The sequence below is a fragment of the Bartonella sp. AU16XJBT genome, assembly GCF_028618665.1.
Classification (GTDB): Bacteria; Pseudomonadota; Alphaproteobacteria; order Rhizobiales; family Rhizobiaceae; genus Bartonella.
The window spans coordinates 21,718-35,909 of the sequence record NZ_JAQITF010000001.1; the positions used below are offsets into that span (position 1 = coordinate 21,718).

Annotated in this window: 6 protein-coding genes and 2 tRNA genes; 1 reads left to right on the forward strand and 7 read right to left on the reverse strand. The window is 37.3% G+C overall.

The genetic code is table 11. From position 1 onward, the window contains the following. Positions 1-127 precede the first annotated feature (127 nt). The 4 genes from PVV66_RS00055 to rplU form a co-directional block, all read right to left on the reverse strand. Positions 128-217: transfer RNA gene (locus tag PVV66_RS00055), tRNA-Ser, on the reverse strand. A 1,704-nt stretch (positions 218-1,921) separates the two neighbouring features. Beyond that, positions 1,922-4,456: a phosphoenolpyruvate--protein phosphotransferase gene (gene ptsP / locus PVV66_RS00060; RefSeq protein ID WP_273717526.1), complete on the reverse strand. Its 2,535-nt coding sequence runs from the start codon at positions 4,454-4,456 to the stop codon at positions 1,922-1,924. A 1,398-nt stretch (positions 4,457-5,854) separates the two neighbouring features. Next, a complete protein-coding gene (gene rpmA, locus PVV66_RS00065; protein WP_273717525.1) occupies positions 5,855-6,124 on the reverse strand; it encodes a 50S ribosomal protein L27 in 270 nt (89 codons plus the stop codon). A gap of 12 nt (positions 6,125-6,136) precedes the next feature. Beyond that, positions 6,137-6,613, reverse strand: a complete 477-nt coding sequence (rplU, locus tag PVV66_RS00070; RefSeq protein WP_273717524.1) for a 50S ribosomal protein L21 — start codon at positions 6,611-6,613, stop codon at positions 6,137-6,139. A gap of 289 nt (positions 6,614-6,902) precedes the next feature. On the opposite strand from rplU, the gene PVV66_RS00075 reads away from it, so the two are divergent. Next, positions 6,903-6,992, forward strand: a tRNA-Ser gene (locus PVV66_RS00075). Positions 6,993-7,925: 933 nt separating this feature from the next. Here PVV66_RS00075 and pgi read toward each other — a convergent pair. The 3 genes from pgi to PVV66_RS00090 form a co-directional block, all read right to left on the reverse strand. After that, positions 7,926-9,590, reverse strand: a complete 1,665-nt coding sequence (gene pgi, locus PVV66_RS00080; RefSeq protein WP_273717523.1) for a glucose-6-phosphate isomerase — start codon at positions 9,588-9,590, stop codon at positions 7,926-7,928. A 188-nt stretch (positions 9,591-9,778) separates the two neighbouring features. Continuing rightward, the gene (locus tag PVV66_RS00085; protein WP_273717522.1) at positions 9,779-12,916 is read right to left on the reverse strand and encodes an efflux RND transporter permease subunit; all 3,138 of its coding nucleotides are present in this window, start codon (positions 12,914-12,916) and stop codon (positions 9,779-9,781) included. Further along, entirely contained in the window at positions 12,913-14,049 is a 1,137-nt protein-coding gene (locus tag PVV66_RS00090) for an efflux RND transporter periplasmic adaptor subunit (protein WP_273717521.1), read from the reverse strand. The genes PVV66_RS00085 and PVV66_RS00090 overlap by 4 nt, the downstream gene beginning before the upstream one ends. Positions 14,050-14,192: the final 143 nt, after the last annotated feature.

Consider the following 14,192-nt stretch of genomic DNA (forward strand, 5'->3'; position numbering starts at 1 on the left):
AAGCTATTCGCAATCAAAGTAATAAAAACGCTACAAAAAAGTTCGGGATAGACAAAAAAATAAGTCAAAAAAATCAAAGAGCTTAAAATTCTCTAACTTTTATATCACCCATTGATTTTACGATAAATGGCGGAGAGAGAGGGATTCGAACCCTCGATATGGTTTCCCATATACACGCGTTCCAGGCGTGCGCCTTCAACCACTCGGCCACCTCTCCAGAGGTCCGCACACTATACCCAGAAAGAAATAACGTGCAAGCTTAAATTATACATTCAAAACTCAAAAAAAATTCATTTATTAAAATGAAAGCTGATATCTGTTGAATAACAAGCACATCCTTCTTTTTTAAGAAAAAACTTTTTCCGTGGATAGTTATTGTACAATACAAGAATGGGAATAAAAAGCTTATCACAAATCATAAATATTCATGCTTACTTATGCACCTTCTGTTTTATGAAAAAATACTGCTCTTAAAATTGGCATATGATCTATGCTTTCTTTACAATGAAGTCATTAAACATCTCTCGTCTATCAATATTGATTGCCGCAATAATAAATAAAATAACAGCGATATGAACTTCTTATATTTCTAAGCTTCATCTAGATAATAAATTTCATTCAATAAAAATCAGTTTCAACCTTCTTTCCCCTCTCAAGAATGAGGATTCTTAACCACGACAAATCTGTTTTTAAATTGCTTTCTCTTAAAATGAAATCTATCTACTCATCACTTTTATGTTTCACTTCATAGACAAAGTTTTAACTTATAAGGACAACTTATTGTTTTTACCTAATGAGATCCTCAAATAGCGTAAAACTTTCTCTTCACACTCCCTTTCATATTGAATGAATTAAAATCACTTTCTTGTACGTCATAAGCGGGGATAATATATGGAAAAAAACATTTAAGAGAGAATAAATGTCTCTTGTGAATTTTCTCAAATAAAAAGAACTGTCACAACATGGGAGCCGGAAAATAGAGTGATGGTGCAACTTGCTCCTTCATAAGTGTAAAGAGAGGGGCTTTATGGATTTACCGTTACACCATCCACCAGCGCACACGCGAAATGGGTTTGGGTGTACGAATGTTTGTGAATGAGCAATCCAATGGCGTTTCGTTTTACATAAAAGACGTGCCCCTATTAAAGAACATGAAAACAAAAGTGTAAGGCAAAGCTTAATCTCCATTATTTTAAAAGATATTGCTTTGGACATATTTGAAAGTCGTAAAGACGAATTAAAAGGTGATGGTAGGGATATTAGTTTGCATCTTTAGTCTTCATATCCCCCAAAATTAGATTATCTGCCCATTTCAGAGATTACACCAACAGAGATAAGCAATATACTCTCCCCCATTTGGTATGCAAAAGCCAACAACAGAAGAGAAAGCATTGAATCGACTTAAAAAATTTTGCTGCTTTGGGATTAAATGTTGATTTACAGGCAAAAAACAAAACATTCTAAATAAAATACTATTGTCTTGCTCATCCAGGCATTTGTTTTAAAAAACATTTCTCAATTCTTGTCACATTCATCCCATAACAATCATAACGCTCATAACGGTATTTATGAATAATATAAAATCTATTGGATAGCACTATCACGCTATTTACCCACTCCAATTGTTGCCACAACTTTTGTTATTTGAGAAAATCTATAAGAGGTATTTATTCTTTACTAAAGTGTTTTTATCCACACGTTAATTCCACTTATAAAGTATAAGAGAATTTTTTATGAATTTAAGATAAAGAAAATTTAAAATAAAAAAATCTTATGTTATTTGAGGATCTCGTCATGTAAAACGATAATTTACCACTATAAATTAATATGTTGCCTATAATCGTTCTAAAAGGCAATGGTCTACAGTACTAAAGATCTAATGACTTTGCACAATGAGCGCGTTCTTTCCTCTTAACGTTCTTTACCAGCGGATATCCTTGCTTAAAGCGCGTACAGCCCGTGCAGTTTCACATTGTAGTGCTTTTTGTGCTAAAATTTTCATATCTTCAAAACTATGAGTCTGCAAACACGCCTTTACTGGAGAAATATCGCAAGATATCATAGAAAGCTCATTAATTCCCAATCCAGCCAAAATCATCGCACCAAAAGGATCTCCGGCCATACCACCGCATACACTAACCCAACACTTATGTTGTGCTGCTCCCTGAATAGTCTGATAAATCATACGCAAAACTGCTGGATCAAGGCTATCCGCTTCAGACACAAGGTACGGATTTTGCCGATCAACAGCCATTGTATACTGTGTTAAATCGTTGGTTCCAATTGAGAAAAAATCAACATGGGCGCTCAATACATCTGCCATAATGGCTGCTGCTGGAACTTCGATCATAATACCAAGTTTTAATTTTGGTGCATCAATATCATTGCGGATTTCTTCTGCAATCTTTTTTATGGTAACAATCTCTGAAACAGACATCACCATCGGAAACACAATCCATAGATCTCCGCCCTCTTTTGCTGCTCGATATAAAGCACGTAACTGAGGAACCAGAAGATCACGCCGACGTAACAAAAGCCGCGTTCCTCGAACACCTAAAAAAGGATTATCTTCTTTAGATAAATGTAAATGCGTAACCTGTTTATCCCCACCAATATCAAGCGCACGAATAATTAATGGCTTATCGCCTACAGCTGCAATCATCGCACGGTACACATCAAATTGTGCTTCTTCATCTGGAATATGTGGATTCTCTAAAAATAAAAATTCTGTGCGCATGAGTCCGACACCTTCAGCCCCCAAATCTAGCGCAACAGGAACCTGATTTGCATAATTGACATTAGCCATGATACGAATTCTTTGACCATCTGTCGTTTGTACTGGTAATCTACACGTACTTATCTCACTGACACGTTTTTGCGCAACAGTATCAATATGCCTTTGAGCATCTTCAACATCTTCAAGCGTAGGATCAAGGTAAATGAACCCGTTATCGCCATCAATAATAGCCTGAATATCAGGCTGAACCGCTAAAATATCATCACCTGCAGCAACAACCATCGGAATATCAAGAGTACGCGCCAAAATAGCTGTATGAGAGAGTAGACCTCCCCATGCTGTCGCTAATCCTTTTACTTTTGTACAATCAAGTTGTGCAACATCAGAAGGAGAAAGATCATTTGTAACCAGAATAACACCACTTGGAATATCATTCAAAAAGAATGATCTATAGGATGGATTTATTTCACCCAAAACACGACGACCAACATCAACTAAATTAACAGCACGTGCTGCTAACAAAGGATTGTCCACCTTAGAAAACATATCTGAAAATTGCCGAACCGCTCTATCCCAAGACCAAGCGACACCATGACCTTCTGCTATAAAACGACAAGCTTGAGCTATGAGATTCTCATCTTCAAGCAAAACCATTTGCGCAGAAAAAATTGCAGCAGAATCCGCTCCCATACGCACTGTAATATCAGAAATCGCAGATGCCATTTTATGTTTTGTTTTTGTAAGAGCATTTTCAAGACATGCTGCACCAACTGAAAAATCAATTGGCTGGTCTATTATGGAAACATCATTTTGCCTTAAAACAAAAATCTTACCAAAGGCTAACCCTGAACTTGCCCCAACACCAGAAATGCCTTTTTGCATGAAGCGTGGATACCAACCATGAAAAGTCTTTGCTTGAGATTCCATTTCTCTCACCACGCATTTTTCACTAATACTCACTTTTTTTACAATAGCAATGGCATCATTGAGAAGTTTTGCTCCCTCTTCAGCATCTGTAGAAAAAATCAGAACATCACCGTTTTTTGCTCCTAATTGCAATAAACCAACTAAATTTTTCATTTCAACGGCACATTGACCATGGCGAACTCTGATAGAATTTTGAATCTTTTTCGCAAAATCAACCCAAAGAGAAGCTGGTCGTGCATGAAGACCACTCGGATAATCTAAAGTCCATTCCTGACACACCGAAAGATCACCAATAAAAGTTTTTTCTTTCTTTATATCTTGATCAAACAGAGTTGTAACAATTTGCTGTTTATCCGTGGTTGTTGTAAGTACTTCAAGTTGTTTTTTATCAAATAAAAGAGACGTCAATTTTTTGCAAATTTCTCTATAGCGATCTGGACACGCTGCAATGGCAATAACCAAATGTGCTTTCTTTCCCTCCTGCCATTCAACACCAGCAGGAACCTGTATAACAGCAACAGCGTCCTTGATGATTAAATCACAATTTTCAACCAAGCCATGAGGAATGGCTATACCATTCCCAAGCCAAGTATTCGTTATTTCTTCACGTGCAAGCATGCTTGCCAAATAACATTTGTCAACTGCGCCAACCTGTACAAGCAATTCAGCAGCAGCATAAATCGCATCATTTTTATGATTAAAAGCAGCAGCAAGTTGTACAGATTTGATAGACAAGATTTCACTCTCGGTAAAATCTACATTCATTGCTTCTGCTTCCTCACATCTCATCATGAATTCAAACTGCCTCACATTTGAATACAAAATCTCTGATAAATTTCATTTCAAAGCCACATTTTCAAAAATACAAGATGTACACAACACTACGACTTTTTGTTTTACGCAATAGAACTGAGTGAGGTGCTTAAATACCTCAATATAATCGATAAAACAATTGGATATTATAACCCCGCGGGTTGCTTAAAACCATCATAAGCAAATCTGACTCTTAAACTCTTACTTTACAAAGACAAAACCTCGATTTTTACAGCCCCAATCACCTGAAAAACTATGTTTTAAAAACGCTCTCTCTATCCTAAATTATTGAACATAGCTTGTCATTATTCTCCCTATAAGAAAGCATCCTCCTCAATCATCTGTAACTTCAGTTAACATTTCTAACTCTTCCTCCAAGTTGGTTTAACCTACCGCCCCTCTTATAAATTTATTACACCATTTAAAATTGCTCCATGCAACTTACTATCTTTAAAATTCTGTGCAGCTCATCCTATGATACTAACCTCTCAATCATATAGCATTGATATATTTTAAGCTAATCCTTTGCTGCAATCAATATCGCAAACACACAATGCCCTCTGTCGCACATTTGCAAATGTACACCCCATAAACACCATCATCAACCACTAAACTTTAAAAAAATTCTATAAATAATCTTACTTTCTAGACATTTCGTCAAATGAGATAAATAAAGCACAAAAACGAAAAGCAATTATTTCCTTAACTTTAAACCCTTATGCTGGTTGATTTTCAATAATGTACAATAAATAGTGAAATCCGGAAAAATACTCTTGAAGATAGCTGATTGCACATTGGTTACTTTTATATCTTAAGTCTTCCTTAAAAATATCATTTCAGCCTCGATTGACTGAAATGTTTCAATACATATTCCCTTAAAGCAGCTTTAATTATTCAGCTTTATGGATTTTTTATTCCTTTTTTTTAAAGAATGTCCTCATCTGCCCCCATCCCCAGCACACATGCTGATAAAAAGATTCCTCTTTATCAAAATGATCACATAAATAATGCTTTCATTAAATTTTTCATAATTTACCGAAAACAAATTGCTTCTCTTATCAAGAAATTACTAAACACTTCTTCATGCATAAAAAGAAAGTAAACTCTCCTCACTATTATCATACACAAATTTATCAATAAATTCCCTCATAACAACAATACCTAAATACTAACATAACACCGCACAAATATCTTCCCTCATTGAGAAAAGTCATTTCCCCCAATTCTACCTTTTTCGTTTTCCGTATACCTTCTAGATTTGTTATAGTACTAACGCAAAAAGGGAAAGATAACATTCTATCTTTCCCTTTTAACGCTTAAAAACTACAAGTGCAATTCAATGAAATTCCAGTTAATTGCTAGAGAAAATGCTACAGATTACTCTGCTGCCTCCACCATAGGAATAACTGAAACATAAGAACGGTTACCCGCTTTCCGTTGAAAAGAAACCTTTCCTTCTGATAAAGCAAAAAGCGTATGGTCTTTTCCCATGCCGACATTGTTACCAGGATGCCAACGTGTACCACGCTGACGGATGATAATATTTCCAGCAATAACGCTTTCACCACCAAATTTTTTAACGCCTAGACGTTTCGATTCTGAATCGCGACCATTCCGCGAGGAACCACCAGCTTTTTTATGTGCCATAGACGCTCTCCTTTAATCTTTCTTACTCTTTGATGCTACAGCCGCTTTCTTCTGCGATGCAGTCTTTTTTTCAGCCGTTTTTTCAGCCTTCTTCTCAACAGCAGCATCTTTTGTTTCTTTTGCTGCCGTTGCCTCCTCTTTTATGGGTTTCGCAGCTGCTTTTTTAGGCTTTGAACCACCCATTAAAATTTCTAAAACACGCAGTGTTGTAAATTCTTGCCGATGACCACGCGTACGCTTAGAATTCTGACGACGACGCTTCTTAAATGCGATAACCTTGCGCCCGCGTGCTTGTTCTAAAATTTCAGCCGTTACCCGTGCATCAGCAACAACAGGTGTCCCAATAACCGCATTACCTTCTTGCCCAACCATCAATACGTCATTGAATTCAACAACATCACCCGCATTTCCACTAACTTTTTCAACTTTTACCACTTGGTTAGCAACAATGCGGTATTGCTTACCACCGGCTTTAATGACTGCGAACATTTTTTATCCTTCCGTTCATTCCAGCTCTTATTTAACTTTTACCTTGAAATAAAGGAAAATAGGCTGCTTTTTATCAGTCGTAATCAATTTTAAAGAAGGATAAAACCTTCCTCAACACAAATACGCGCAGATTCCTCCACGCTCATATTTTTGCATATATGAAGGAATTTCTATTCTCTGTCAATAAAGTCCTATAAAAAAGAAAAAAAGGTTGTACCAAAAACAATTGAAGGTTATCTACCCATTAGAGACTATACTCAAGTAGTGCGAATTTTTTCGCACTTCATATGGAGAGGTGGCTGAGTGGTTGAAAGCACCGCACTCGAAATGCGGCATAGGGGTAACTCTATCGAGGGTTCAAATCCCTCTCTCTCCGCCATTAACTTAAAACGAACTTTCATATGCTCAGTATAGTATAACTTAAAACCCAGCATTTGCACGATTTTTATTATTTGCAATTGACCAGTTCGCGCTAATCTATGCCTGTCATTATGTATCTCTAGAAATCAGTATTGGATTTCTACGAGTTTTATAATTTCCAAACTTTTCCTCTCCCGATCTTTAGATTACCTCATCTGACATAAAATATCTCTTCAAATATTATTGAAAGATTTTTGCCAATCACCAACCTTTGATAGAGTTTTAGAAACAATGGTGATCATAGCGCTATTTGCAATTCTGTTGATAAAAAACTAAATGTGTTTTATCCGCATTAGAGTTTTTTATATTAACAAACACTTAAGCTTTTCTCATGCAATGTGCTCATTTAGAACTAATGTTATACGTATTTGTTCAAAATTTTTATCTCTTATGATATTATAAAAACTCTCAGCAAGCAGATCTTCTAAATTTAGTCTAACCATAACAAGATTGGGCGCTAATTTTCGAGCAACATGAGACAAAGCCAACTGCACTGCTAAAGTTCCAATAGCCTCTCAATCAGATTCTGGATAAGATTTTTAAAATTTCCCGTCCAATCTTCTCTTAATGATACCTCATAATCGCTTTACGCCCCAAAGTGATGACTCAACTATAATTTTGGAGCATGCCTCTCTAGAGATAGAAGATCTTTTCATAGGATACCAATCCCTTCTGATAGCACAGTATTTAAATTCTTTTTTCACATAGATAGTCGTTACATAAACATTGTACGGGACCTATAAAATCTGTTTTTTGCTCTTTTTTTGTTTTTCTATTGCCAAAATCCAATTCAAAAAATAAGGGAGCGCAGAGTAAAATAGAGAATTGTCTCATTTTTTTCTCTCGTTCTACCTTTGCTTAAGTTCGTACAGAATTTATTATCAAATTATATTTATTTTGCACGTCTTGCCTGAATATGGGCGAGCAATCCTAGTGTTGAACTATCGCGATTATCCGCTTTACTTTCTCCACGAAGAATGGGGAGTAACTCATTTGCTAATTCTTTACCAAGTTCAACACCCCATTGATCAAATGAATTAATATTCATTAAAATACCTTCAACAAAAATACGATGTTCATAAAGCGCAATGAGACGACCAAGTGCAAAAGGCGTTAATAAATCTTGAACCAGCGTAATACTGGGACGATTTCCTTTAAAACTTCTATGAAGTGCTAAGTGATCTGCTTCACATGCATCAACGCCATTTTTTATCAAGATATGCCGAGCATCTTCAATACTACGCCCTTTCATCAAGGCTTTTGATTGCGCTAAACAGTTTGCTAGCAACATCTCATACATAGAATGTAAATTTTTCTCATGCCCTTTTATAAATAAAATGAATTCTACAGGAATAACATCTGTTCCTTGATGTAAAAGCTGAAAAAAAGCATGTTGACTATTTGTGCCTGAATCACCCCAAACGATTGGACCACTTGAAAAATTTAATGGTTTTCCATCCAGCGAGACTTGCTTCCCATTTGATTCCATATCAAGCTGTTGTAAATAAGCTGGAAAATGTATTAAGCGCTGTGCATAGGGAATGATAGAGCGTGTTGAATAACCACAAATAACACGATGCCAGAACCCTAAAAGAGCAAATCGAATAGGAATATTTTTATGCAAAGGCATGGTTTTAAAATGTTGGTCCATTTGCAAAGCGCCATTGAGAAATTGGCGAAAATTTTGCCCCCCTATTGCAAACATAACAACAAGTCCAATGGCTGACCAAATTGAATAACGTCCTCCAACCCAATTCCAAAATTTAAAAACTCTGGTCGAATCTATGCCAAATTCTGCTACTTTATCAAGCGCACTCGAAACAGCAACAAAATGCGTGTGAATAGCTTCTTCTCCTAAATGTGAACAAATCCACTGACGTGCAACTTGAGCATTTACCATTGTTTCAGCCGTTGTAAAAGTTTTAGAAGCAATGACAAAAAGGGTTGTTGCTGGATTCAAAATAGAGAGAGTATCAGAAATATGGGCACTGTCAGCGTTAGAAACAAAATGACAACGTGGACCATCATGATAAGGTTTTAAAGCATATGTGACCATTGCAGGACCAAGATCAGAGCCACCAATACCAATATTGACAATATCACTTATTCTCTTTCCACTGCTTCCCTTATAGCGGCCATCACGTACCTTTTCAGAAAATCTTTCCATATCTTCAAGGACATCTTGAATATCGGGAATAAGGTCATGACCATCCAACATGAAAATTTCATCAGCAGGTAAACGTAATGCAATATGAAGAACGGAACGTTTTTCAGTTGTATTAATGGCTTGCCCCGCAAACATCGCATCACGCCGGCCTAACACATCTGCTGCGACAGCTAAATCGTCTAAAAGTTGTAATGTTTTAAATGTTACACCACATTTTGAAAAATCGAAAAGAAGATCATCAAATCTGAGAGAAAAATGGGAAAAACGCTGGTTATCCTCTAAAAAATGCTGACGAATATCAGAGACCCCATCCTTTGCAGCATGGTTTTTTAAAGCTCTTAATGCAGCTTCAAAAGCCTTTTCATTTCGAATCGAAAAGCTATTTCCCATAAGCTTATCCTATACGGTTATTGATAATGAAATCTATGCCCAAACATAACAAAGTAGAAAACGTCTCCTTAATTGCTCTCTCTTTTCACTGCTCACATAAAAAATGAAGGAATATAAAAGTGAAAAAATAAGATCAGAAAAAGATATTTTTACAAGGATAAACTTTCAAATCTTCTCTACTCGATACATCATTTAACTTGATTGAGTTCTTTTGTTAAGCGCAAATCTTCTTCTGCTTTTGGTCTTATAAAACGCCCCAAAAAAAGATAAACAACCGGTGTAACATAAAGCGTAAAAATAGTTGCTAAACCTAAACCACCAACGATAACCCAACCTAAAGCTATACGCGCTTCTGCACCGGCACCTTTGGCTAAAACCAAAGGGATACCCCCTAAAATAGCACAAATCATTGTCATACAAACTGGACGAAGGCGAATATTTGCTGCTTCTTCTACAGCTTCACGCACACTTCTTCCCTGATCACGCAATTGATCTGCAAATTCAACAATCAGAATACCATTTTTTGCCATAACGCCAATTAACAGAATTAAACCAATTTGACTGTAAATATTAAGAGTCACACCACTTAAGAGCATAGCAATTACAGCACAACCAATCCCTAATGGAACAGTAGCCATGATAATGAATCCTGAAAGAAAGCTTTCAAACTGGGCCGCTAAAACCAATAAAATAATCACAAAGGCAATGCCAAAAACAATCATAAAACTGGAAGATGTTTCATTAAGTGTTTCAGCTTCCCCTAAAGGAACAACGTAGGTTCCTTTCGATAACAAAGGAGATGCAGTTTTCTGTACAGTTTGGTAAGCATCCCCTAAAGTGATACCTGGAGCAAGATTTGCGCTTAAAATGACAGCGCTCATGCGCTTTTCCCGTTTTAATTGGGGAGCGATAGCTTTTTCATGTAAACGCGCAATAACTGATAAAGGAACATATCGATTGTCTTTGGTCTTTAAAAAAATATTTTCTAAATCACTAGGACTCTTCATGGAATTTTTACGCGATATCAATTTAACATCGTAAGAATGATCATCCACGTTAATGGAACCAACCTTTTTACCATCCAACATTGCTTGTAATGTATCGCCCAAGTTGGTGATATCAATCCCTAAATCGGAGGCTTTTTTTCGATTGATTTCAATAAAAAATTGCGGTTGTGTGGCATCAACAGTAAGACGTGGGCGAATAAAACGCGGATCAGCTTGTAAAGCACGCACTAACTTATCAGCTATGGGTTGTAATGTTGCATAATCATTGCCAAGAATGGCAAATTGTAACCCTTGCCCCGTTCCTCTCACACCTAGAGAATTTCCCTGTGCAGCAAACACAAAAACTGCCGGAAACTGACTAACCTTTGCATTAACATCTTTCACGATTTCTTGCTGACTGCGTAAACGTTTATCCCAAGATGAAAGCAATAAAACCAAAAAAGCAGTATTGGGTGAACCGCCAATACCCGCGATAGAGTAACTATTAGCAATCTCACCTGCAGCACGTAATGGCTGTAGACTCTCTTCAATTTGTTCTACCTGCTCGTTCAAATATTGTGTTGAAATACCTTGTGGTCCATTAATGACTAAAAAAATAAGGGCTCTATCTTCTTCTGGCGTTAATTCTTGTTGCAACTTCGTATAGCCTCCAACACAAAGAGCTGCAAAAACAAGTGAAGCAAAAATAACAGCCCAAGGCTTTCCTAAACACTTATGCAAACTGTAAGTATATGCCTTATGAAACAAAGAACCCAATTTATATAAAAACGTAAAATGATGATGGGCTTTTTCCTCTTCCTCCTCAATAGGTTCTTTGAGAAAACGTGAAGCCAACATAGGACAAAGCGTTAAGGCAACGATTGAAGAAAGCAAAATAGAAATTGCCAAAACAAAACCAAATTCTCTAAAAAGTCCTCCAACTTGTCCAGGAAGAAAGGAAATAGGGACAAACACAGCCACTAAAGTCAATGTTGTTGCGACAACAGCAAAAAAGACTTCACGGGTTCCTAACACCGCTGCGGCCCTAGGACCTATCCCCATATTGCGCCATCGAACAATATTTTCCAGAACAACAATAGCATCATCCACAACAAGCCCTGTTGCCAAAACAAGTCCTAAAAATGTGAGAATATTCAATGAAAACCCTACAAGATAAATCGCTGCAATGGTACCAATCAAAGCGACTGGAAGAGATACGGCAGGTATCAGCGTTACACGAATGTCTCTGAGAAAAAGAAAAATAACCAAGATAACGCTCAAAATAGCAATGACCAACGCAACCTCAACCTCATGAAGGGCGCTTTTAATAAAAATTGCATCGTCACTAATAACGTCTATATGTACAGAAGAAGGAACGATACTTTTGAGATTATCAACAACGGCTCTCACGCCTGCAGAAATATTAAGGGTGTTGGATTGTGCTTTACGCACAATACCTAATCCAATCCCTGTCTTTCCGTTGATACGAAGAATAACCGTTTCTAAATCAGGTGATAAAGTAACGTGTGCAACATCACCAAGATGCACATGAGGCTTTAAAACAACTTGTTCAAAAGATTCTGGTGTTGTTAAACGTGCAGTAGCACGGACAACTAAAGTTTGCTTAGAATTGCGTAACGATCCTACTGGCACATCCGTTGTCATATCAGCAAGAACACGTGAAATATCTGCGACAGTTAATCCATAACTTGCAAGTTTTGCTTGATCTATATCAATCTGAAAAATCTTTGTGCGAGCACTATCGACCTGTACATCACCAACACCATCAACAGCAGAAATTGCATCAACAATCTGATCGTCTACAACTGTTGTTAAATCATCAATACTCATTGTTGGTGATGTTACAACCAAATACATCATGGCAGCAGCATTCGAATCTGCTTTAATAATCAAAGGTGAATCTGCATTTTTGGGTAAAGAATAAGCAATGCGAGACAGAGCATCACGGAGATCAGATGCCGCTACATTCAAATCAACACCGACATTAAAATTAATCTGCACACGGGAGCGTCCAAAAGAAGATGTTGAAGAAATCGTCTTAACACCTGAAACACGAGAAACAGCATCTTCTATAACTTTTGTCACTTCACGATCAATTGTTTCCGCTGATGCACCAGAAAACATCGTCACAATTGTTGTGACTGGCGTATCAACATCGGGTAACTCTCTTACATCAACATTTAACCATGCTGCAAATCCTGCAATGATGATCATGGCATTTAAAACAAAAGTAAAAACCGGTCTGCGAATAAATAAGGCAATGAGACCACCTTGCTCCGCCTGTGACATTGGCTGCTTTGTGCTCAATTCTTGGCTCATTGTATATCCGTTCCATAAACTGCTGATAATTGCTGTTGATGGGACTTTGGGTCATCAATAATTACTTTACTTCCTGGGTAAAGCATTTGCACTCCTTGAATAACAACTTGATCACCATTTTCTAGAGGGGCTTTTACGAAAACCTGATCTGCTTTATGCTGAATAATCGATACGGGAATAGACTCTACTTTTCCTTCTCTCACACGCCAAACGAATGACCCTTTACTGTTCCATTGAATCGCAAGAGGATTAACGACAGGGAAAGAACCACCATGGAATTGCAAGGCAACAGAAAAGGACATACCAGACATGAGCATATCTTTTTCATTATTGATTTCAACCTGAGCATGAAGTGTGCGACTTTCTGGATCAACGACATTATCAATCGCATAAATATGACCAACAAAAGATTTATCTGGCTGCGCGGTTAATGTTGCCGTTACCTCATCTCCCTTATGGATACGCGACACATAGCGTTCAGGAACCCATATATCGACCAAAATACGTTCTCTATTCTCAATACGGCCTATTACTGTATTAAGGGTCACGTTATTCCCTACATCAACGGGTAAAATACCAACAACTCCAGGAATCGGTGTACGAATTGTTCGCCGATCGAGGTCTACCTCAGCGTTCCGCAAAACCAAATTTGCGTTATCCAACTCTAAACGTGCTGTAATTTCTTGAACTTCCGTTGCTGTATTGCTGGCTCGTAATTTAAGAATCCGCGAAAGCGTTAATGCGCTATTATCACGTTGTACTTTTGCTTTTGCGGCTGCTATTTCCTCCTTTTTAGAATCAAGCTTTGCAATCACATCCCCCACTTGTACTTTTGTACCAGCAGACACAAAAAGCTTATCAATAACACCTGGTGATAAAGGGGTTAAATCTACTTCAGCAAGTGCTTTTCCACTCCCAAGAACGTTAAGGTGTTCATAAAGATCTTGAATCTTCACACGGTCAACGACAACTTTTGTCGGATATCTTCCTATTTTTCCCTTTGAAGCTTTCGATATACTTGTTTTATCCACCATAGAAATGGGTTGTTTTGCACTCTGTTTTCCAGCCCAATAAGTAACCGTTAAAATGACAATTAAAAACACCAATGGAAAGATCTTTTTTAATAACGCCATACACCCACCTCTGCTGTGTCATGTTTATCTGAAATAGTTTTCAACAGTAATATCGGCGTTTTACACAAAAACCAAACAGCAGGTATATATCTTACCCCCCACCGCAAAAACACATATCATCTCTGGCTGACTATCGTTCATAG

Bases quoted from the DNA above. Each gene is read 5' to 3' on its own strand.
- rplU (WP_273717524.1), bottom strand. From the start codon at position 6,613: ATGTTCGCAGTCATTAAAGCCGGTGGTAAGCAATACCGCATTGTTGCT.
- ptsP (WP_273717526.1), bottom strand. From the start codon at position 4,456: ATGATGAGATGTGAGGAAGCAGAAGCAATGAATGTAGATTTTACCGAG.
- rpmA (WP_273717525.1), bottom strand. From the start codon at position 6,124: ATGGCACATAAAAAAGCTGGTGGTTCCTCGCGGAATGGTCGCGATTCA.
- PVV66_RS00085 (WP_273717522.1), bottom strand. From the start codon at position 12,916: ATGAGCCAAGAATTGAGCACAAAGCAGCCAATGTCACAGGCGGAGCAA.
- pgi (WP_273717523.1), bottom strand. From the start codon at position 9,590: ATGGGAAATAGCTTTTCGATTCGAAATGAAAAGGCTTTTGAAGCTGCA.
- PVV66_RS00090 (WP_273717521.1), bottom strand. From the start codon at position 14,049: ATGGCGTTATTAAAAAAGATCTTTCCATTGGTGTTTTTAATTGTCATT.